At 71.1% G+C, this 21,321-nt stretch carries 13 protein-coding genes; 3 read left to right on the top strand and 10 right to left on the bottom strand.

Annotated elements, in window-relative coordinates; genetic code table 11:
* Positions 1 to 17: 17 nt before the first annotated feature.
* On the top strand, positions 18 to 2,072 hold the full coding sequence (locus ABZ642_RS19565) for a glycoside hydrolase family 31 protein (protein ID WP_360485148.1): 2,055 nt from the start codon (positions 18 to 20) through the stop codon (positions 2,070 to 2,072).
* A gap of 117 nt (positions 2,073 to 2,189) precedes the next feature.
* Positions 2,190 to 3,377 (top strand): sulfotransferase, encoded by a 1,188-nt coding sequence (locus ABZ642_RS19560; RefSeq protein WP_360485145.1) that lies wholly within the window; start codon positions 2,190 to 2,192, stop codon positions 3,375 to 3,377.
* Positions 3,378 to 3,425: 48 nt separating this feature from the next.
* Here the strand turns inward: ABZ642_RS19560 and ABZ642_RS19555 are convergent, their stop codons facing one another.
* The 7 genes from ABZ642_RS19555 to ABZ642_RS19525 form a co-directional block, all read right to left on the bottom strand.
* Positions 3,426 to 4,139, bottom strand: a complete 714-nt coding sequence (locus ABZ642_RS19555; protein ID WP_360485143.1) for a hypothetical protein — start codon at positions 4,137 to 4,139, stop codon at positions 3,426 to 3,428.
* Between the two features lie 36 nt (positions 4,140 to 4,175).
* On the bottom strand, positions 4,176 to 6,371 hold the full coding sequence (locus ABZ642_RS19550) for a glycoside hydrolase N-terminal domain-containing protein (protein WP_360485140.1): 2,196 nt from the start codon (positions 6,369 to 6,371) through the stop codon (positions 4,176 to 4,178).
* The gene (locus tag ABZ642_RS19545; protein ID WP_360485137.1) at positions 6,368 to 8,353 is read right to left on the bottom strand and encodes a beta-galactosidase; all 1,986 of its coding nucleotides are present in this window, start codon (positions 8,351 to 8,353) and stop codon (positions 6,368 to 6,370) included. The genes ABZ642_RS19550 and ABZ642_RS19545 overlap by 4 nt, the downstream gene beginning before the upstream one ends.
* Positions 8,350 to 10,545 carry a sialidase family protein gene (locus ABZ642_RS19540; RefSeq protein ID WP_360485134.1) on the bottom strand — a complete coding sequence of 732 codons (2,196 nt, stop codon included), beginning with the start codon at positions 10,543 to 10,545 and terminating at the stop codon, positions 8,350 to 8,352. The genes ABZ642_RS19545 and ABZ642_RS19540 overlap by 4 nt, the downstream gene beginning before the upstream one ends.
* 206 nt (positions 10,546 to 10,751) lie before the next feature.
* Entirely contained in the window at positions 10,752 to 11,693 is a 942-nt protein-coding gene (locus ABZ642_RS19535) for a carbohydrate ABC transporter permease (protein WP_360485131.1), read from the bottom strand.
* Positions 11,690 to 12,730: an ABC transporter permease subunit gene (locus ABZ642_RS19530; protein ID WP_360485128.1), complete on the bottom strand. Its 1,041-nt coding sequence runs from the start codon at positions 12,728 to 12,730 to the stop codon at positions 11,690 to 11,692. The genes ABZ642_RS19535 and ABZ642_RS19530 overlap by 4 nt, the downstream gene beginning before the upstream one ends.
* A gap of 27 nt (positions 12,731 to 12,757) precedes the next feature.
* Positions 12,758 to 14,449 carry an extracellular solute-binding protein gene (locus ABZ642_RS19525; RefSeq protein WP_360485125.1) on the bottom strand — a complete coding sequence of 564 codons (1,692 nt, stop codon included), beginning with the start codon at positions 14,447 to 14,449 and terminating at the stop codon, positions 12,758 to 12,760.
* 356 nt (positions 14,450 to 14,805) lie between these two features.
* On the opposite strand from ABZ642_RS19525, the gene ABZ642_RS19520 reads away from it, so the two are divergent.
* A complete protein-coding gene (locus ABZ642_RS19520; protein WP_360485122.1) occupies positions 14,806 to 17,649 on the top strand; it encodes a glycoside hydrolase family 3 C-terminal domain-containing protein in 2,844 nt (947 codons plus the stop codon).
* 315 nt (positions 17,650 to 17,964) lie between these two features.
* Here ABZ642_RS19520 and ABZ642_RS19515 read toward each other — a convergent pair whose 3' ends face one another.
* The 3 genes from ABZ642_RS19515 to ABZ642_RS19505 all read right to left on the bottom strand — a co-directional run bounded on the left by ABZ642_RS19515 (position 17,965) and on the right by ABZ642_RS19505 (position 21,172).
* On the bottom strand, positions 17,965 to 18,351 hold the full coding sequence (locus ABZ642_RS19515; RefSeq protein WP_360485198.1) for a TraR/DksA C4-type zinc finger protein: 387 nt from the start codon (positions 18,349 to 18,351) through the stop codon (positions 17,965 to 17,967).
* A 58-nt stretch (positions 18,352 to 18,409) separates the two neighbouring features.
* Positions 18,410 to 19,480: an NADH:flavin oxidoreductase/NADH oxidase gene (locus tag ABZ642_RS19510; RefSeq protein WP_360485119.1), complete on the bottom strand. Its 1,071-nt coding sequence runs from the start codon at positions 19,478 to 19,480 to the stop codon at positions 18,410 to 18,412.
* 243 nt (positions 19,481 to 19,723) lie between these two features.
* Positions 19,724 to 21,172, bottom strand: a complete 1,449-nt coding sequence (locus ABZ642_RS19505) for an aldehyde dehydrogenase family protein (RefSeq protein ID WP_360485116.1) — start codon at positions 21,170 to 21,172, stop codon at positions 19,724 to 19,726.
* Positions 21,173 to 21,321 lie beyond the last annotated feature (149 nt).

Below are 21,321 nucleotides of genomic sequence, written 5' to 3'. Positions count from 1 at the left end.
ATTCAGGAGCCCGCCTCGTGAATCAGCCTGCCGAAATCCCGCCCGCCGGGGCACCGCCCAAGGTGAGCCTCGCGCAGTCCTCCCCCACCGTCGGCACGTTCCGTGAGCGGGACGGTGCCCTGGAGTGGACCGGCCGTCAGGAGACGCTGCGGATCGAGCCATGGGGGCCGGACGCGGTCCGGGTGCGTGCCCGGCTCGGCGGTCCGGTCCTCGACGGTCTGCCGGGCGCCCTGCTCGACGAGCCGCCGGCCACCGGGTCGACCGTCAAGGTCGTCGACGGAGAGGGCCGGCTGACGGTCGGCGCCCTGACCGTAGAGGTGTCCGCCGAGGGCCTGGTCCGGTTCCTGCGCACCGACGACCTCACGGAGATCCTGGCCGAGCAGCGCGCCCACTTCTGGTGGCCCGGCTCGCGTCTGTACACCGCGGTAGGCAACGGCCACCACCGGCTGGAGCAGCGGTTCACCGCCTACGAGGACGAGCGGCTGTACGGCCTGGGCCAGCATCAGCACGGGCGCCTCGACCAGAAGGGCCTGGTCCTGGACCTGGTCCAGCGCAACGCCGAGGTCTCGGTCCCGGTGCTGGTCTCCAGCCGCGGCTACACCCTCCTGTGGAACAACCCCGCCGTCGGCCGCATCGAGCTCGCCGGCAACGGCACCCGCTGGGTGGCCGACTCGGCCCGGCAGCTCGACTACTGGATCACGGCCGGCGATCCGGCCGACGGCCAGCGCAACTACAGCGCGGTGACCGGCCGTTCGCCGATGCTGCCGGACTGGGCGGCGGGCTTCTGGCAGTGCAAGCTGCGCTACCGCACCCAGGACGAACTCCTGTCCGTGGCCCGGGAGTACAAGCGGCGCGGACTGCCCCTCTCGGCGATCGTCTGCGACTTCTTCCACTGGACCCACCTCGGCGACTGGAAGTTCGACCCGAAGGAGTGGCCCGACCCGGCCGCGATGGTCCGCGAACTCACCGAGCTGGGCGTCAAGCTGGTGGTCAGCGTGTGGCCGTCGGTCTCCCCGCTGTCCGAGAACCACCCGGTGATGGAACAGCACGGCTACTTCATCGGCACCCAGTACGGCCCGATGGCGCACGCCGACTGGCCGGACAAGGAGGTGGCGTCGAGCGTCCAGGTCGCCTTCTACGACGCCACCAACCCCGAGGCCCGCGCCTTCGTGTGGTCCCGGGTGAAGGAGAACTACCTCGACCCGTACGGCATCACGGCGTTCTGGCTGGACGCCTGCGAGCCCGAGCTGAAGCCCGGCTTCCAGGAGAACCTGCGCTACTGGACGGGCCCGGGCCTGGAGGTCGGCAACAGCTACCCGGCCGAGAACTCCCGCACCTTCTACGAGGGCCTGCGCGCCCAGGGGGAGGAGGTCATCACCCTCAACCGTTCGGCGTGGGCGGGCAGCCAGCGCTACGGCGCCGCGCTGTGGTCCGGCGACATCGGCACCGACTTCGCCACCCTGCGCCGGCAGATCGCGGCCGGCCTCAACACGGCCCTGTCCGGCATCCCCTGGTGGAACACGGACATCGGCGGCTTCCACGGCGGCGACCCGGACGACCCGGCCTACCGCGAGGTGATGGTCCGCTGGTTCCAGTTCGGCGCCCTGTCCCCGCTGATGCGGCTGCACGGCTTCCGCGACCCGGGCATGCCGCTGGGTCCGGACATGACCGGCGGCCCGAACGAGGTGTGGTCCTACGGGGCGGAGGCCGGCGCGATCCTGGAGAAGTACCTGCGGCTGCGCGAGCGCCTCAGGCCCTACGTCCTCCAGGTCATGCGGGAGGCCCACGAGGAGGGCCTGCCGGTGCTGCGGCCGCTGTTCCTGGAGTTCCCGCGGGACCAGGCGGCCTGGACGGTCGACGACGCCTATCTGTTCGGCCGGGATCTCCTGGTGGCACCGGTGCTGACGGCGGGCGCCACGGCCCGGACGACGTATCTGCCTGCGGGCGCCTGGTGGACGGACGCGTGGACCGGTGAGTCGTACGAGGGCGGTACGGCGGTGACGGTGGACGCGCCGCTGGATCGTATCCCGCTGTTCCTGCGGGACGGGGCGGAACTGCCGGTCACGGAGTAGCACCGGCGGGCCGCGGTTACCGACCGGTTAATGTCTCAACTCGGCGGTGTGGTGGGGCAGTTGGAGGGGGTAGTACGTATCCCCTCTCCCTGTCCCCCCATGAAGGGTCCCGTTGCCGTGTCCTTTGGGCCGTTCCCCCTCGCGCTCGCCAATCTGCTGCTCGGACCCGTCTCCCGCACCCGCCGCACACCGGACCAGGCCTTCGAACAGTTGCTCGCCGCGGCCGGGCAGGCGGAGGGCGACGAGCCGTTCGCCGACGACTTCCGTCACCTGCTGCGATGTTGGTCCCGCGCCGAGCACCTCACCCCCGTCGGCCGGCTGTCGGCGCGCGGCCACGTCGGCCGCCACCTCGCCAACCGGGCCCGGATCCGCCGGCTGCTCGCCGAACACCCCGGGATCGAGCGGGAGCCCGTCGACCGGCCGGTGTTCGTGGTGGGCCTGCCCCGCACCGCCACCACGCTCGCGCACGGCCTGCTGTCCCTCTCCGGGGACCACCGCTGCCCGCTGCTCTGGGAGTTACTCACCCCGGATCTCGACCTCGGGTCCACGGAACGGGAGAAGGCGATCAGGACCGCCCGCCGCCTGGTCGGGGGGATCAACCTGTTCGCCCCGGGGTTCCGCCACATCCACAACCTGCGCCCGGAGGGCCCGGAGGAGTGCACCTTCGCGCTGCCGCACACGGTGATGCCGTTGTCCCAGGCCGTCATCCCGGAGTACCTGCCCTGGCACGAGAGCCATGACTTCGCTGCCGACTACCGCTACCTCAAGCAGATCTACCAGGTGCTCCAGTACGGCCGCCCGCGCCGCCGCTGGGTGCTGAAGTCCCCGCTGCACCTGGAGAACCTGGACGCGCTGCGCGCGGTCTTCCCGGATGCCACGATCGTGTGGACGCACCGCGATCCGGCCACCGCCGTGGCCTCGTTCTGCAGCCTGGTCGAGCACGGCATGGCGGTCAGCACCCGTCCCCTCGACCTGAACCGGATCGGCGCCACCTGGCTGGAACTGCTCAGCCGCTCGGCCGCCCGCGGCCTGGCCGCCCGTGCGCACATCCCCCGCGAGGCGCTGGTGGACGTGCCGTACACCTGGCTGGGCGCCGACCCGGCGGCGGGCGCCCCGAAGCTCTACGCGGCCGTCGGCGCCCGCTGGACCGAGGCCGACGCGGCCCGCCTCCCCGCCGTCGTCGCCCGCCCCAAGGGCACCCGCGTGCACAGCTACGACCTGGCCCGCTACGGCCTCACCCGCGCGGCCGTGGACACGGCCTTCGCCGACTACAACGCGCTGCGCGCGGAGGTCGACCGGGCGTGACCGCGCACGGGCCGGCCCCGCGACGCGCACGGGGCCGGCCCGGCCGGCTCAGCTGCTGCTGACGGTGAGGCTGTTGGTGGTGAAGTTCAGCCCACCGGACGAGCTGGTGATCTCGTAGCCGAACTGCACGTCACCGATGGTCACGTTGCCGAACCAGCCCTTGGTGTCCTTGATCCACTTCAGGATCGGCAGGATGTCGATCGTGCCGGAGCTGGAGTTGGAGCTCCGGATGAACGAATAGACGTTGTTCGAGCCGTTGTTGCCCTTGTAGACGGTCCAGGTGTTGCTGCCCAGGGTGAGCGTGCCCTGCGAGGTGCCGAGCGGGCCGACGGCACCGGTCTTGTTGACCCAGAGCATGATCTCGTTGGCGTATCCGGTGTCCCAGATGTCGTACGACGTGTTGTACGCGCCGGACGAGGGGACGGTCACGTTGTAGCTGCTGGTGAGCGAGGTCAGCGAGGTGATCGTCTTGTTGATCACCTTCTTGGAGTTGGGGTACGCCTTGATGCCGCCGGTGTTGGGGTGGTTGGCGGTGACACCCCAGTTGGTGCCGGAGTTGGCCCAGATGCACTGGGTGCCGGCGCCGGAGCCCCAGATGTTGTTGTAGAGGGTGTAGCCGTTCAGCGTGGTGTTGCCCCACTGGTCGCAGGAGCTCCAGACGGCGGCCGAGGCGGGCGCCGAGGCGAGGCCGACGGTGGCGCCGAGGGCGAGCGCGGGGGCGATCAGGGCCGTGGCGGCCCTGCCGAGCGTGCGTGATGCCATGGTGTCCCTTCCATGGGTGGGGGGAGGTGCGGGTGGCTACCACGTCCCCAGGGCGAGGACGCGGTCTTCTCCGGCGACGAGGTCGAGCGGCTGGGTGCCGGAGGAAGTCCACAGGTCGACACGGAGCGTCCGGTGCGGCTTCAGGACGGCTCGCGTACCGCCGGGGGTCCAGGAGAGGTCGAGTTCGGCTCCGAACCGGGTGCGGATCCCGGTCAGTCGGCCTCGGCCGAGGGCGGTGGGAGGTGCGGGGAGCAGGACCAGCCGGTCCGGGGCCGACTGGACGAGTGCCTCGATCAGCACGCCGGGCAGGGTGTGGGCGGCGTCGGCGTTGTAGACGTCGCGGTTCGGGTAGTGGGCGCTCATCAGGGAGGCGTGGAAGAAGTCGCCGTCCAGGACCCGGCCGAGGGCGGCGGCGACCCGTTCGCCGTCCCGCAGCCGGGCGGCGACGAGCGCGTGGTGGAGGTGTCCGTGCGCCGAGTCGTTCTCGGCTCCGCGCAGTTCGAGCGCACGGTGGGCGGCGGCCGCCAGTTCCGGGGTGTCGTAGGGCGTGATCTCGTCGAGCGGCCAGACGCCGTAGAGGTGGCTGAGGTGACGGTGGTCGTAGGTGTCGTCGAGGCCGGGCCGAGCCCACTCGGCGAGTGCGCCGGCGGCGTTGATCCGGTGCGGGGGCAGCCGGTCGGCGAGGGCGCGCCAGCGGTCGGCGTCCGGGCCCGGGTGGTAGTCGGCGGCTGTACGCAGGGCGTGCCGGGCGGCCGAGAGGTCCATCGCCGCGTTGACCGCACCCCAGCTGCCGTTGGCCGGCCGGTTCTCGGGCGAGTAGGACGGGACGACGACCAGGTGGCCGTCGGCGTCGGTCCGGGTGAGGAAGTCCTCGTAGAACACGGCGACCTGGGCCAGCAGCGCGGCCGTACGCGGATCGCGCGCGCCGCGGATCTCGTCGTGGTCGACGAGCGGCTTGAGCAGCCAGTCGGCACCGGCCGTCCACAGGTGCAGGGGGTACTCACGGCTGAAGTGGTAGGAGAGCCCGGACTCACCGTCGGTGTGCGCGGGCGCGACCATGCCCCGGGCGCCGAAGACCGTACGCGCGTTCTCCCGCCAGTCGTGCGACTGACGCCGGATCAGAGCGGCCAGCGCGGCGGTGACTTCGGGGAGATCGGCGGCGGGCGCGGAGGCCGTCTGGAGGTTGAGGTTGGCGTCGTTGGTGAAGGCTCCGGACCAGGCGGTGTTCCACTCACCCGTCCACAGTCCGGTCAGGCGGGGCGGGTTGAGGCCGGAGGAGGAGAGCAGGTGGTAGCGGCCGGCGGCGAAGAGCCGCTCCAGGAGGGCCGCGCTGCGGGGGCGCTTGAGCAACTCCGATCCGGGCAGTGCGCGTTCGGCGGGATCGGCGGCCAGGTCGAGGGTGACCCGGGTGTAGGCGGTGCGGTGCGTTTCGAGGTGCCGGGCGAGCAGGGTCTCGTACGACGGCGCGTCCTCGAGTATCTCGCGCAGTCGGCGCGCCTCGGCGGTCACGTCGAGTTCGCCGGTGTGACGGCGGACCCGGGTGAGGAGGAGGACGGAGTCGGCGCCGGCGACGCGGACGCCGGGCGGGACGAGCTCGGTACTGCCGCCGGTGACGGCGACGAAGGTGACACCGGTGTAGGCGCGGTCGCTGCCGGGGTAGCGGGCCCGGAGGCTGAGCACGGCGCCCTCGGGGGTGCGGAGAGCGCCGTGGCCGATCCCGAGGCCGGAGGGGACACCCGGGAGCCGGTGATCGAGGGCGACGTCGAGAGCGGGCGCGGTGACCCGCTGCACGATCACGTCGTCGGCACGGGAGACGAAGAGGCGGCTGGTCCACTCGGCGGTGGCGGCGGCGACCTCGCCGGTGCCGAAGTCGACGGTCCGGCGGTAACCGCCCGCCCGGCTCTGCGGCCCGCGCAGGCGTATCTGGAAGGCCGGATGGAACGGCTGGACCCACTGGAGCGGGCGGCCGTCGGTGAGGCTCTCGGCGGCCTTCAGGTCGCCCGCGAGCAACCGGTCCTGCGTGGCGGCGAGTTCGGCGGCGAGGCGGGGCGGACGGGCGTGTTCGCCGCCGTTCGGACGGACGAGCGTGTGCTGGGTGACGATGACACGGTCGTCGTTCGGATCACCGAACACCAGGGCACCGTGGTGGCCGTTGCCGCTCAGGAAGGCGTCCTCCCAGCGGGCGGCCGGGGCGGGTTCCCAGGTGCCGTGGACGGGTCCGGTCGCGGTCATGGCCCGAGCACCGCCACTCCGTATCGATCGAGGGTCACCTCGCCGGTGACCGCGGAACCGGTCAGCAGGTCACGGTGCGTGCCCGGCACCTGGACCCGCACGGCCTCGCGCCCGTGGTTGAACAGGAACAGCAGCTCCCCCCTGCGCACCGCCTCGACCCCCGCCGGCAGCCCGTCGAGCACCGGTCGGATCCCCGCCCCCGCGGCGATCCTGCCGACCAGTTCACGCAGCGCTTCCGGTTCGGGGAGCGTGGAGACGTACCAGGCGCGCCCGTTGCGCAGCACGGCCGGTCGCCCGTCGAGCTCTCCGCCCCGGTACGGCACGGTCTCGGAGACCCCGGGAGCGGCCTCGATCTCCTCCGACCAGAGGGTGCCGCGGAAGCCCTCGCACGCGACGGTCTCCCCCGCGTCCAGCGGCCACCACTCGTGCAGCGTGCGGATGCCGAACAGGTCGCGCAGCCGGGCGTCCATGCCACCGGGGCGGATCCGGTCGTCCTCGTCGGCGACGCCGGTCAGGAAACCGCTGACCAGGGTGCCACCGTCGCGGACGTAGGCGAGGAGGTTGCGTACGGCGGTGTCGGTGAGGAGGTAGAGCTGGGGCACCACCACCGCCTTGTAGGCGGACAGGTCGTGTTCGGGGTGGGCGAAGTCGGTGGCGAGGTTCGCCTCCCAGAGGGCGCGGTGCCAGGCGTGCAGCACGTCGGGGAGGTCGACCTCGGTGGAGAGCCGGCCCTCGTGGGCGCCGGCCCACCAGGAGTGCCAGTCGTGGAGGACGGCGATCTCCGAGACGAGGTGACTGCCGGTCACCGCACCGCCGATGGCGGCGAGTTCGGCACCGAGCTGCTTGACCTCCTGGTAGGTACGCCCTTCCTCCCCCGCGTGGCCGACCATTCCCGAGTGGAACTTCTCCGCGCCCTGCCGGGACTGCCGCCACTGGAAGTAGCAGACGGCGTCCGCGCCCCGGGCGACGGCCTGGAGCGACCACTGGCGGTTCAGGCCACGGGGTTTGGGGTGGTTCACCCCCCGCCAGTTGACCGCCCCGGCGGCCTGCTCCATCAGCATCCACGGGCCCCGCGCCTGGGAGCGGGTGAGGTCGTGGACGAGCGCGCCGTGCTGTGCGCCCAGCGGGTTGCGCGGGTCGGGATAGAGGTCGACGGAGACGACGTCCTCCTCCGCCGCCCAGCGCCAGGCGTCCTGGCCGATCCACAGCGGCATGAAGTTGGTGGTCACCGGAATGTGCGGGGTGTGCCGGGCGACGATGTCCCGTTCGGCCGCGTAACACTCCAGGAGCATGTCGGAGGTGAACCGCCGGAAGTCCAGCACCTGGGTGGGGTTCTTCATGTAGTGGGCGTGGCGCGGCGGCAGGATGCCCTCCCAGGTGTCGTATCCCTGGCTCCAGAAGGCCGTTCCCCAGGCGGAGTTGAGGGCATCGAGGGTGCCGTAGCGCTCGCGCAGCCAGCGGCGGAAGGCGGCGGCCGCCTCGTCGCCGTGGTCGAAGGTGCAGTACTCGTTGTTGATGTGCCACAGGGTGAGGGCGGGGTGGCCGCCGTAGCGGGCGGCGAGGTCCTCGGTGATGGCGGCGGCATGCCGCCGGTAGGTGGCGCTGGAGTGCGAGAAGTGCTGGCGGCCGCCCCACCACTCGGTTCGGCCGTCCGCGTCCCGGGGCAGGGTGTCCGGGTGCAGCCGGCCCAGCCACGGCGGCGGCGCGGAGGTCGGGGTGGCGAGGACGACGCCGACGCCGTTGTCGTGCATCAGGTCCATGAGCCGGTCCAGCCAGCCGAAGTCCCGCTCCCCCGGCCGGGGTTCGAGCTTCGCCCAGGAGAAGACACCCATGGTCACGGAGTTGACGCCGGCCGCCTTCATCAGCCGGACGTCCTCGGGCCAGGTCTCCTCGGGCCACTGCTCTGGGTTGTAGTCGCCGCCGAAGAGGATGCGGCCGCGGGTGACGTCGGAGAGGCTCGGTCGTTTCCGTTCGCCGGTCATCGAAGCGGCTCCCCGTACTGGATGCCACGTCCGTTGGTGGCGAGGTAGACCCGGCCGTACACGCGCGGGTCACCGGTGATCGCCTGCCCGGTCCACCCCCACTGGTGCCGGTCGTCGTTGATACGGACCCAGGACCCGGCCTCGTCGTCGGAACGGTGGACGGCGGTGACGGTCCCCGTGGAGCCGACGAGGTAGATCGCCGGGTAGTCGGCGCCGTCGGCGGCCCTGCCGAAGCCGAGGGTGTAGGCGGCCGTGCAGCCGGCGACCCCGGTGAAGCTCGCGCCCCCGTCGACGGACCGGTACAACCCGTTCCCCTTCACGCTCAGCCACAGGTCACCGGATCTGCCGGGGGCCGCGACCAGCTGGAACTGGCTGTCCCCGGCGGGCAGTCCGGTCGCACGCGCCGTGAACGTGCGGCCACTGTCAGTGCTGGCTTGTAGCGTTCCTGTGTCGGTGTCGTATGCGTAGAAGAGCGTCGGGTCGGCCGGGTCGGCGACCGGCGTGGCGCCCTTCGGGAAGGAGGGGATCTCGGTCCAGGTGGTGCCGTTGTCGTCCGAGCGGTGGGCGGGGTACTTCGTCCCGTCCCAGTGCACGAAGGACCACAGCAGCGCGCTGCCGTCGGCGTTGGCGGCGATCGGCCCCGGTGCGTCGTGGGCGAGGGAGGGCTGGGCAGCGAAGGGCGCCCAGGTCCGGCCCCCGTCGTTCGAGAAGGCGCCGTTGCCGTTGTCGCCCCAGCCGGTGCGGACCACGTACGCCGGCCTGCCCGCGGCCTGCGCGAGTCCCGTCGCCGACCCGAACACGGGGTTCGTGGCCATACCGCGGGACGGAGACGCGGTGAGCCGCTCGTGGTACAGGACGCCGATGTCCCCCGAGCCGCTCAGCAGGTGCGCCTCCCCGACCGGGGGCGACACCAGCCGCAGTACGGACGTCTCCTCAAGGCCGCGGATCCACGGGGACCAGTGGACGAGGTCGCGGGTGCCGTAGAGGGTGGCGCCGGTGCCGTGGACGACGTGCTCCGAGTCGTGCGGGTCGACGGCCACGGCCTGGATCCACCACCCGAACTTGGGCTGGTCACCGCCCCACTTGAGGAAAGGCGTCTCCGACACGTCGATGACGGCGGTGTCCTTCAGGGACGTCCAGGTACGGCCGCCGTCGGTGGTCCGGTAGAGGGTGTCCACGGCCGCCCAACGGTTGTTCGTCGAGACGACGACGGTACCGGGCCGACGGGCGTCGACGGCGACCCCGCCGTAGCCGAAGGTGTCGCTGCCACCGGGGTGGACGGGGGTGACCTCGGTCCAGCGGCCGGTGACCGTCGACAGCTTGTGCACACTGCCGTCGGTCTGGCCGTTGGGACCGGGGGCGTCGGCGTAGGTCACGTACAGCTCGCTCGTGTGCCGGTCGTACGCGGCGCGGACCGGGATCTTGGCGGAGGTACCGGTGGGCTGCCCGGGGACGGCCTCCCAGGTGGTCCCGTCGGTGGTGCGGTACAGGGTGACGGCGGTCGCCCCGCCGTCGCCGTCCGCCCAGCCGGCGTAGACGGCACGGCCGACGGCGACGAGCAGGCTGACGCCCTGGCCGGAGACGGAGGGGGTGGCGGAGAAGCCGGTGGCTGCCGCCCAGGTGGCGCCGCGGTCGGTCGACCTGAGCAGTCCGTCGTGCCTCGTCCCCAGCCAGAGGGTGTCGCTGTCCCGCGGGTCGACGAGGAGGCGCTCGCCCATGCCCCGGCCGTCCTCGTTGGCGCCGAGTCCGACCGTGAGGTCGGTACGGGCCCAGGTGGCGCCGCGGTCGTCGGAGCGGAGGATCGCGCCGTTGCCGGCCCAGGACTGGGCGTAGGTGCCGAGGGCGAGGTAGAGCCGGTCGGGGTGGGCGGGGTCGACCGCGAGGGCCTCGACACCGAGAAGGTTCCAGTCGTCCCAGCCGAGGTGGTCGGTGAGGGGGGTCCAGCGGGCGGTGCGGGTGTCCCAGCGGTAGGCGCCACCGATGTCGGTGCGGGCGTAGGCGAGGCCGGGGGTGGTGGGATGGAAGAGGACGCCGGTGACGAATCCGGTGCCGCCGATCACTGCGTTGCGCCAGCGGTACGCCTGCGCCCGGGGCTCGGCCGCGTGGGCGTCGGCGGCGAGGGCGGGGAGGGTGGTGAGCGCGGCAGCAGTGGCAGTGCCGGCCAGGACGGTTCTGCGGCTCAGGCTGGGCATGGGGAACCTTCGCTGGGAGTGGGTTGGGTGGGGGGACAGGGGGTGGTGTCACTTACCGGCGCTGGCAGGGTGCCGCCTGCGCGGAGCCGGCTATGGGAGCACGGCCGGGAGCGCCCCGTCAGGGGCGCGGGGAACTGCGCGACCGGCCCCCGCCGGGCCGCAGTCGCCGACGCTCCCCCGCCGCCCCCTCCGGAAGGCGCCGTCGGCTACCCCTTCACCGCCCCCGTCAGCATCCCCTTCTTGAAGTGCTTCTGGACGAAGGGCGAAAGCACCGCCACGGGCAGCAGCGCCAGCACCATCACCGCCATCTGCACCGCGAGCCCCGACAGTTGACCCGTCTTGATCGCCTGCCCCAGCCCCACCGGGGCCTCCTGCTTCTGGACCAGCTGGATCATGACGTTCTGCAGCGGCATCTTGTCCTGGTCGTTGAGGTACAGGGACGCGTTGAACCACGCGCTCCAGTACCCGACCGCGTAGAAGAGGGTGATCACGGCGAGCACCGCACGCGACAGCGGCATGACGATCTGCCACAGGATCCGGAACTCGCCGGCGCCGTCGATGTGCGCGCTGTCGATCAGCTCCTGCGAGATGCCCATGAAGAACCCGCGCAGGACGAGGATGTTGAAGACGCTCACCGCGCTCGGCAGGATCAGGGCGAGATAGCTGTCGGTGAGGCCGAGGGACTGCACCAGGAGGTACGTCGGGATCAGGCCGGCGCTGAAGAACATCGTCGCGAGCAGCAGCATCAGGAACCAGCGGTGGCCCAGGGAGCCGATGCGCGAGAGGCCGTACGCGCACAGCACCGACACGGCCATCGAGAACAGCGTGCCGACGACGGTGATCAGGACGCTGATGATGGTGGCCCGGGTGACCTGGCCGCCGCTCAGCAGCTCTTTGTAGGCGATGAAGGTGATGCCCTTGGGCACCATCACCAGTCCGCCGGCCTCGTCGATCGTCTTCCGCGAGGAGAGGCTGGTCACGATGATGATCCACAGGGGGAAGAGGATGCCCAGGCAGGCGAGGGCGAGCACCAGCCCCTTGCCGGCCGAGCCCGCCCTGCCGGGCTCCTCCTCCCATGCCGGACGGGGTGGCGCGGCCCACCGGGACGGTTCCCGTACGGGCGGCGGGTTGTCGATGACGGCGGTCACTTCTTGTACACCCCCTGCTCGCCCATGAGATGGGCCACTTTGTTCGCGGCGAGGACCAGGCCGAGGCTGACCACGCCCTTGATCAGACCGGCGGCGGCCGCGTAGCCGAAGTCCTGGTTGCGGACGCCGTTCCACCAGACGAAGGTGTCGAGGACTTCGGCGGCTCCCGGGCCGACCGCGTCGCGTTGGAGGAGGATCTGTTCGAAGCCGACCGTCAGGGCGTCGCCCACCCGCAGCACCAGCAGCAGGGCGATCACCGGCCGCAGGGCGGGAAGCGTGACGTGCCAGACGCGGCGCCAGCGGCCCGCCCCGTCCATCGCCGCCGCCTCGTAGAGGTCGGGGCTCACGGAGGCGAGCGCGGCCAGGAAGACGATGATCCCCCAGCCCGCGTCCTTCCAGACGCCCTCCGCCGTGACCAGGAACTTGAAGGTCGACGGGTCGGTCATGATGTCGAGGCCGTCGTAGCCGTGCTGCCTCAGCAGCTGCGACAACACGCCCGCGCCACCGAAGATCTGCTGGAAGACGGAGATGACCAGCACCCAGGAGAAGAAGTGCGGGAGGTACAGGACGGCCTGGGAGATCGCCCGTACCCGGGGCCGGACCACGCTGTTGATGAGCAGGGCGAGCGCGATCGGGATCGGGAAGAACAGGACGAGTTGCAGGGAGAACAGCACCAGCGTGTTCTTCACCGCGTCCCAGAACGCCGAGTCGGCGAAGATCCGCTGGAAGTTGTCGAGGCCCACCCAGGGGCTGTGCAGCATGGAGACGATGCCGTTGTCGCTGACGTACGGGTCGTAGTCCTGGAAGGCGACGATGTTGCCGAGGATCGGCAGGTAGTTGAAGACCAGGATCAGCAGGACCGCCGGCAGCGTCATCAGGATCAGCGCGCGGTCGCGTCTGAATCTGAGGCGCAGGCCCAGTCTCCCGGTCTTCCCCTTCTTCGCGGTTCCGGTGGTGCCGTCGGACGCCACCGGAGTCCTCCCCGCCCTGTCGTCGTCTGCCTCGGCTCTGCTGCGAGGCACCGTGCTGTGGGACACGGCCGTTCTCCTTGCCTCAGTGCCTGGTCAGCTCGCCGAAGAACCGTTGTCGTCGAGCAGCTTGTGGTACCAGTCGCGCAGCTTGTCGCCGCCCTTGCTCTTCCAGTCGGAGACGGCCTGCTGCATGTCGCTGATCTTCTTGCGGCCGCGGGTGATGTCGTCCTCCAGCGTCTCGAAGTCGTTCATGAGGTTGGTGTAGCGGGACGGCTCGGTGATCATCTGGCCGAAGAAGCTGGACTTCCTGGTGAAGGAGCCCATCCGCTGCTGCCACTCGACCTGCGCCTTGGCGACGTCGGGGAAGTCGGGGTGGGCGATGGTGGCGGCGGGGCTCGCGACCATGACGTAGGCGTTGAGGACCTCGTTGTTGCCCTGGGTGGTCTTGGTGGGCACGCCGTTCCTGACGGTGTAGTGGGTGCCCTCGACGCCGTAGTTGGTGGCCATGTACTCCTTGGTGCCGTACGGCGCGGCGGTGACGTTGGCGACGGCCAGCACGTCGTGGACGACGGACTCCGAGGCCTTCTTGTTGATGAAGGCGAAGATGCCGGCCGGCTGTTCGGCCCAGACCTGCGGGTCCCCGCCGTCGTGGGCGTAGACGTCCATGCCCCAGATCTTGTAGTCCGGGTTCTGGGTGGCCTGTTCGGCGGTGCGGCTCCACCACTGGCTGATGTCCTGGGCGTAGATCAGGAACTCGGCGGCCGCGAACTTGGGGCCCGGGTCGGGGGCGTTCTTGCCCAGCTTGGCGTCGGGGTGCACGACACCGGCGGCGAAGAGCTTGCGGGTCCACTCCAGGGCTTCGAGGTACTCGTCGGTCTCGATGCGGTTGACCAGCTTGCCGTCGACGAGGTTCCAGCCGAGCGGCTTCTCGCTGCCGGACAGGACGCCGAACATCTGCCAGGCGGTCCACTTCATGTCCATGCAGGCCCAGCGCTTGGCCTTGGCGTTGGTGATCTCCTTGGCCAGGGACAGGAACTCGTCCGCCGAGCGCGGGACGTCGTAGCCCTCCTTGTCGAAGATGTCCTTGCGGTAGAAGGGCACGATGTTGGTGACGTACGAGGACGGCATCGGCAGTCCGCGCAGCTTGCCGCCGAATATGCACCGCCGCCAGGCGTCGGTCGGGATGGCGGCGAGGTTCGGGTAGTCCTTGACCTTGTCACCCGACAGGTACGGCCCGAGGTCGGCGAACTTGCTGATGATGGCGGTCGGTATCCTGCCGCCCATGTTCCAGTTCGGGACGACCACGACGTCCGGTACGTCGCTGGAGGCGAGGACCGCGCCCAGCTTCTGGTCGTAGGTGTTGCCGTCCTGGTTCTGCCACTGGACGTCGACGCCGATCAGGTCGTTCATCGCCTTGTAGTAGGCATTGTCGCCCTTCGGCGGGGAGCCCCAGAACGGGGACATGATGCTGACCTTGCCCCCCTTGCCGAGCTTCTTGGGCACCGAGGTCTTCAGGGTCGCCAGGTCGAGCTTGCTGGTGAAGCCGATCGCCGAGCCGTTCTTCGCCGGGATGTCCGGGGCCACCACGTTGTTGGCGACGTAGGACGGCAGCAGCTTCTTCGCGTCCTTGCCCGAGGAGGAGCCACCTCCCGATCCGCTGTCCGACGCTCCGCAGGCGGCGAGCAGCGGCATCCCGCCCGCCACCGCTGCGGTGGCCACGGCCGTGGAGGCGAGGAAACTTCTCCGGCTCGGCCCGGAGGGGGCGGAAGCGGCGTTCGGCGTCATTGCGTCAACCCTTCATGGCGCACCAGGACACCCGGCGGTGGCCGTCGGCTGCGGTGTCTCGAGTGGAACTGGCTGAGCCGAAGCGATCCCCCGACCACGGTCGACCACCGTCGTACGTCCCTGGGGCGGACCGGTGAATCGGCTAGTCGAAGCGCTTCGATGTTGCTGCGAGGTTAAGTGAACACTCGGGGGTGCACAAGGGTCGCTCCCAAGATTCCTCCGAGGTGGCCGGGATGACCTCTTCGTATGTGCTGCTTGAATTTTGAGTGAGCGTCTCTTGACACTCGACGGTGTGCCGAATGAGCATCGAAGCGCTTCGAAAGCTCCTCGTCGCTCCATCGCAAGGGGAACCGCACGTGACCGCTCAAACGCCGCCCACGCCGCCTTTCCGCGATCCGCGCCTGCCGTTCGCGAAGCGCATCGACGACCTGCTGGCGCGACTCACCCTGGACGAGAAGGTCTCCTTCCTGCACCAGTTCGCGCCCGCCGTGGAACGCCTGGGCATCGCCGCCTTCCGCACCGGTCAGGAGGCCTTGCACGGGGTCGCCTGGATGGGCCCGGCGACGGTGTTCCCGCAGGCGGTCGGCCTCGGCGCGACCTGGAACACCGATCTCGTACGCCGGGTCGGCGAGGCCGTGTCCCAGGAGGTCCGGGCGATGCGCGCCCGCGACGACCGCGTGGGCCTCAACGTCTGGGCACCGACGGTGAATCTGCTGCGCCACCCGCTCTGGGGCCGCAACGAGGAGGGTTACTCCGAGGACCCGAGGCTCACCTCCGCCATCGCCACCGCCTACACCCGCGGGCTGCGCGGCGACCACCCGGTGTACTGGCGCACCGCGCCCGTCCTCAAGCACTGGCTCGCCCACAACAACGAGACGGACCGCGCCACTTCCTCCTCCTCCGTCCGCCCGCGGGTGCTGCACGAGTACGACCTGCGCGCCTTCGAGGAGACCGTGCGGGCGGGCGCGGTGGCCGGGGTGATGCCCGCGTACAACCTGGTCAACGGTCGACCCAACCACGTATCCCCGTATCTGCGTGAGCAGTTGCGGACCTGGACGGAGGAGGATCTGCTGGTCTGCTCGGACGCCGGCGCGCCCAGCAACCTGGTCGACCACGAGCACTACTTCGACACCCACGAGGAAGCCACGGCGGCCGCCCTCCTCGCCGGTGTCGACAGCTTCACCGACCACGGCACGGACAGTTCGCAGATCGTCGCGCGGATCAACGGGGCAATGGAACAGGGCCTGTTGACCGAGGCCGACATCGACACGGCCGTGCGCCGCCAGCTCTCGGTCCGCTTCCGCCTCGGCGAGTTCGACCCGCACGACGACCCGTACGCGCACACGTCGGACTTCGACACCCCGGCCCACCGCGCCCTGGCCCAGGAGGCGGCGGAACAGGCGGTGGTCCTCCTCAAGAACGACGACGACCTGCTGCCGCTCGCGCCCGACACCCGGATCGCGGTGGTCGGTCTGCTCGCCGACGAGTGCAAGCTCGACTGGTACAGCGGCACGCTGCTGCACCGCTCCACCCCGCTGGAGGGCCTGTACGAACGGTTCGGCGCGGAGCGGGTGGAGTTCGCGGAGGGCGTGGACCGGGTCCGGCTTAGGCTCCCGGATGGCACCTTCCTGCACGTGCCGCCCGCCCCCGAGGCCGCCGACGAGGCGCGCGGCGCGGCGGGCGCCCTGGACCCGGCGCTGCTGGCGGGCCGTACCGACCTGCCCCCGCTGACCACCGACGCCACGGGCACCGAACTCGCCCTCGTCGACTGGGGCGAGGGCGTGCTGACGCTCCGCGCCCCCGACGGCCGTTATCTCTCGGTCGCCGACGACGGCCGGATCCGCGCCTCCGCCGACCAGCCCGGCGGCTGGGTCGTCCAGGAGACATTCCGCCTGGAACCCCACGAGAACGGTCACCTCCTGCGGCATCTCGGCACGGGTCGCCACGTCTGTGTCGCCGCCGACGGCGTGCGGGTTGCCGCCGAGAACGCGTCGATCTTCGAGTTGATCATCGTCGAGCGGGGCGCGGAGGCCGTCGCCAGGGTGGCCGCGGCTGCCGACGCGGTCCTGGTCGTCGCCGGCAACGACCCGCACATCAACGGCCGCGAGACCGAGGACCGTACGACCCTGGCCCTGCCCCCGCACCAGGAGCGTCTGCTGCGCGCGGCCCGCTCCGCCAACCCGCGGACGATCCTGGCCCTGACCTCGGCCTACCCCTACGCGGTGGACGTGGCCCGCCTTCCCGCCGTCCTGTGGACGGCGCACGGCGGCCAGGCGGCCGGCACCGCGCTCGCCCGTGTCCTGGCCGGCGACGTCTCCCCCGCGGGCCGCCTTCCGCAGACCTGGTACGCCGCCGACGCGGACCTCCCCGACCTGCTCGACTACGACGTGCTGGACGCCCGGCAGACATACCTCTACTTCGAGGGCACCCCGCTCTTCCCGTTCGGCCACGGCCTGTCGTACACGTCCTTCTCCTACGCCGACCTGGTCGCCGAGCCGGCCGCGGGGACGCTCCAGGTGTCGTTCACGGTCACCAACACCGGTGACGTGACGGCGGACGAGGTGGCCCAGCTCTACTCCCGGGCGGTCGAGCCGTCGTCGGTGCGCCCACGCCGCGAACTGCTGGCCCACCGCAGGATCACCCTCGCCCCCGGCGAGCGGACCGGGCTGACTTTCGAAGTCCCGCTCTCCGCCTTCGCGTTCTGGGACGTGGCGCGGGACCGACGACGCCTGGAGCAGGGGCCGTACGACGTCCTGGTCGGTGCGTCCAGCGAGGACATCCGGCTGCGTACGACGGTGATCCTGGACGGCGAGCGGGCAACACCGCGTGATGTCACCTCCGAACGCGGCCTGGATGCGGCCGGCTTCGACGAGCAGTCGGGGATCGCGATCGTGGACCGTACGAGGACGGCGGGCGACGCGGTCACGCCGAAGGGCGACGGCGTCGGTGAACTCGTCTACCGGGACTGTGACTTCGGTCAGGGGGTGACGGAGGTGACCGCGCGGGTGTCGGGCGCCGGCTCGCTGGAACTCTCCCTGGACGGCGGCCCGTCGCCGGCGGTGCTGACGCTCGCCGAGCCGACGCCGGGCCCGTATGCGTACACCTCGCTCACCGCCGGCCTCGTCGCCGAGGGTGTGCACGACGTCCACCTCAGGCTGCGCGGCCCGCTGCGGCTCGCGCACGTCGGCTTCTCCGGTTGAGGGTCCGGAGCGGCCGGCACCGAGAAGGGGCCCGGTCCCGGAAGGCATCGGTGCCGGGCCCCTTCGAGAGGACCCAGTCACCGGCCGGGATCACCCGTCGGTGGAGCTCGGCGGGCCCGAGCACACCGACGGCCGGAGCCCCCGCACCGTGAGCCCTCTACAGGGTGTCGGCGGTATCCGATGAGCCAGGCCGTGTCTTCTCCTGATCGAGCCGGGTGAAGGTCAGATGGTGAGCGGCCGCCGGCGGAAGAACTCGGCATCTACCCACGCCGAGTTGGGGCAGGACGAGATGTCGCGCCCTCAACTGTGCACCCTTCAACGAGCTACGGACGCGCAGCGCACGCAGGTTTTCGCCGCCGGGCGAACTTCGAGGCGCTCCGTCGGGATCGGCTCACCGCATTGCTCGCAGCGCCCGTAGTCACCTCTCTCCAACCGTTCCAGGGCGCGATCGAGATCGTTCAGATGCTCGCGCGACTGGGACAGCAGAGCGATGACGTGCGCCCGCTCGAAGGCCGTGCTCGCCCCCTCCGGGTCGTGCTCGTCGTCGATGGCCACCAGTGCGTTCGCCTCGACGATCCCTTCGAACTCACGGCCAAGGGCGGATATCTGCCGCAGCGTGGCGACACGGTCGGCCGCGAGCAGCGCCCGCGCCGACTCGCCCTGGGGCACGGGAAAAGCGGCATTGGTGCATTGATCGCTCATATCGGATGAAACCTCATTGCCTTGGGCCGAATTCTCGACTGCTCGGGCGACGACTGCCTCAGCGATGACGTGGGCGGCCACGCTGGTACTGCTTCGGCCACGGGACGTCGTCACCGAGCACCCGGGCCGCGCGGAGCGGCCAGGTCGGGTTGCGCAGCAGTTCACGCGCGAGCATGATCGCGTCGGCCGAGCGGTCCACGAGGATCTGGTCGGCCTGCTCCGGTGCGGTGATCAGGCCGACCGCGGAGACGGGCAGGGCCGCGCCCTCGCGGACGGTTCGGGCGAAGGGCACCTGGTAGCCGGGCTCCACTTCGATACGGGCGTTGTGGACGAGCCCGCCGCTGGTGATGTCCACCAGATCGACGCCGTGGGCCACCAGGTGCCGCGACAGCTCGACCGTCTCCTCCGGGGTCCAGCCGCCGTCGGCCCAGTCCGTGGCCGAGAAGCGTACGAACAGCGGGCGGTCCTCGGGCCACTGCGCCCGTACGGCGTCGGTGACCTGGACCAGGAAACGGCTGCGCCCGTCGAGATCGCCTCCGTACTCGTCGCTGCGGTGGTTGGAGAGCGGTGACAGGAACTGGTGCAGCAGATAGCCGTGCGCGGCGTGGATCTCCAGGACCTCGAAGCCGGCGGACAGCGCCCGCGCGGCGGCCTCGCCGAAGGCCCGGACCAGAGCGCGGATGTCGTCCGCGCCAAGTTCCCGCGGGGCCGGCCAGTCGCCGAATGGCAGCGGTGACGGTGCGACCGTCTGCCATCCTCCGGCCTCCGGTTCGACGTACACGTCACCCTCCCAGGGCGGTGCCGTCGACGCCTTGCGGCCGGCATGGGAGATCTGGATGCCGGCAATGGCTCCCTGCCCGTGGACGAAGTCGGTAATCCGCTTGTACGCGGCGGCCTGCCCGTCATCCCAGATGCCGGCGTCGGAAGGGGTGATCCGGCCCTCAGGTTCCACCGCCGTGGCCTCCTGCATGACCAGGCCGGACCCGCCGCGTGCCAGGGAGCCGAGATGGACCAGATGCCAGTCCTGCGGATAGCCGTCGACCGAGCTGTACTGGCACATGGGGGCGACCCAGGCCCGGTTCGGGAAGGTCGTGCCGCGGAGGGTGAGCGGCGAGAAGAGACGGCTCATGGGAGGCCTCGCAGGAGGGATGTGGGACGCCGGGTGCCCCGCAGCCGTCGAGCCGTGACGGCCTGGGTTCCTGCGGGGCGCCCCGTACGGTGTGTGCCACGAGTACCCCGGCCACTCGTGGCACACACCACCGGCCAGGCGTGCTCACCCGCGCGAATGTCCTGCCCAGGTCCCACCCCATGCGCAACACCACGGCCGGAGCCCCCGCACAGCGGGCTCCGGCCGTGGTGAGCTGTCCGCAGGTCAGAGGGCGAGGCCGGTGAGGACCAGGACCCGCTCGTAGGTGTAGTCGTCCATCGCGAACTTGACGCCCTCGCGGCCCACGCCGGACTGCTTGGCGCCGCCGTACGGCATCTGGTCGGCGCGGTAGGAGGGGACGTCACCGATGACGACACCGCCGACCTCAAGGGCGCGGTGGGCGCGGAAGGCGGTCTGCAGGTCGTGGGTGAAGACGCCCGCCTGGAGGCCGTACTTGGAGTCGTTGGCGGCGGCCAGGGCCTCGGCCTCGCCGTACACCTTCTGCACGGTGAGGACGGGTCCGAAGACCTCCTCGCAGGAGATCGTGGTGTCGGCCGGGACCTCGGTGAGGACGGTCGGCGCGAAGCTGGCGCCGTCGCGGTCGCCGCCGGTGACCAGGGTGGCGCCGGCCTCCACGGCCTCCTTCACCCATGCCTCGACGCGCTCCGCGGCGGCCTCGCTGACCAGCGGGCCGACGTCGGTCTTGGCGTCGGCGGGGTCACCGGTGACCTGGGCCTCCACGGCGGCGACGATGCGCGGGAGCAGCCGGTCGTACACGGACGCGTCGGCGATGACCCGCTGCACGGAGATGCAGGACTGGCCGCCCTGGTAGTTGGAGAAGGTGGCGATGCGGGTGGCGGCCCAGTCGAGGTCGGCGTCGCTCGCGTAGTCGCCGAGGACGACGGCCGCGCCGTTGCCGCCCAGCTCCAGGGTGCAGTGCTTGCGGGGCACCGAGTCCATGATCGAGTAGCCGACCTTCTCGGAACCGGTGAACGAGATGACCGGGAGGCGCTCGTCCTGGACGAGGGCGGCCATCTTGTCGTTGGCGACCGGGAGGATCGACCAGGAGCCGGCCGGGAGTCCCTCGGTCTCGGCGAGCAGGTCGCCGATGATCAGGCCGGACAGCGGGGTGGCGGGCGCCGGCTTGAGGATGATCGGCGCGCCGGCGGCGATGGCCGGGGCGATCTTGTGGGCGCAGAGGTTGAGCGGGAAGTTGAAGGGTGCGATGCCGAGGACGACGCCCTTGGGGAAGCGGCGGGTCAGCGCGAGCCGGCCCTGGCCGCCGGGGTCGGTGTCGAGCCGCTGGGCCTCGCCGCCGTTGAAGCGGCGGGCCTCCTCGGCGGCGAACCGGAACACGGAGACGGCACGGCCGACCTCGCCGCGCGCCCACTTGATCGGCTTGCCGTTCTCGGCGGAGATCAGCTGGGCTATCTCCTCGGTGCGCTCGGCGAGGCGCCGGCTGACGTGGTCGAGAGCGGCGGCGCGTATGTGGGCCGGGGTGGCGGCGAACTCGTCCCGTACGGCGTACGCGGCGGCGACGGCTTCCTCGACCTGCGCGTCGGTCGGCAGGCCGACCTTGCCGACGAGGCGCCCGTCCCAGGGGCTGGTGACGTCGAAGGTGTCCTCGCCGGTGACCTGACGGCCGGCGAGCCAGAAGGCGTGGGTGGCGGTCATGAGAGTCCCGGCCCTTCCGCGTGAGGGGATTTCTTGGCTTCCGAGGTCCACCGTAGGCGCGGGAAGGAGAAGCGGCGCTTGTCCGGGGTGTAGTGGTGGCGAGCGGGGGTGCGCCTCTTTGGCAGGGGCGCGTGGGCCTTGTTCTCCGA

Origin of the sequence: Streptomyces sp. NPDC007157 (assembly GCF_040634235.1) — a bacterium.
In the GTDB taxonomy this organism is placed as follows: domain Bacteria; phylum Actinomycetota; class Actinomycetes; order Streptomycetales; family Streptomycetaceae; genus Streptomyces.
This window is presented reverse-complemented; position numbering and strand designations above follow the sequence as displayed.

What these genes read in the sequence shown, in the direction of transcription:
- ABZ642_RS19515 (WP_360485198.1), bottom strand. Translation starts at nt 18,351, where the DNA reads ATGAGCGATCAATGCACCAATGCCGCTTTTCCCGTGCCCCAGGGCGAG.
- ABZ642_RS19540 (WP_360485134.1), bottom strand. Translation starts at nt 10,545, where the DNA reads ATGCCCAGCCTGAGCCGCAGAACCGTCCTGGCCGGCACTGCCACTGCT.
- ABZ642_RS19550 (WP_360485140.1), bottom strand. Translation starts at nt 6,371, where the DNA reads ATGACCGCGACCGGACCCGTCCACGGCACCTGGGAACCCGCCCCGGCC.
- ABZ642_RS19525 (WP_360485125.1), bottom strand. Translation starts at nt 14,449, where the DNA reads ATGACGCCGAACGCCGCTTCCGCCCCCTCCGGGCCGAGCCGGAGAAGT.
- ABZ642_RS19505 (WP_360485116.1), bottom strand. Translation starts at nt 21,172, where the DNA reads ATGACCGCCACCCACGCCTTCTGGCTCGCCGGCCGTCAGGTCACCGGC.
- ABZ642_RS19510 (WP_360485119.1), bottom strand. Translation starts at nt 19,480, where the DNA reads ATGAGCCGTCTCTTCTCGCCGCTCACCCTCCGCGGCACGACCTTCCCG.
- ABZ642_RS19545 (WP_360485137.1), bottom strand. Translation starts at nt 8,353, where the DNA reads ATGACCGGCGAACGGAAACGACCGAGCCTCTCCGACGTCACCCGCGGC.
- ABZ642_RS19555 (WP_360485143.1), bottom strand. Translation starts at nt 4,139, where the DNA reads ATGGCATCACGCACGCTCGGCAGGGCCGCCACGGCCCTGATCGCCCCC.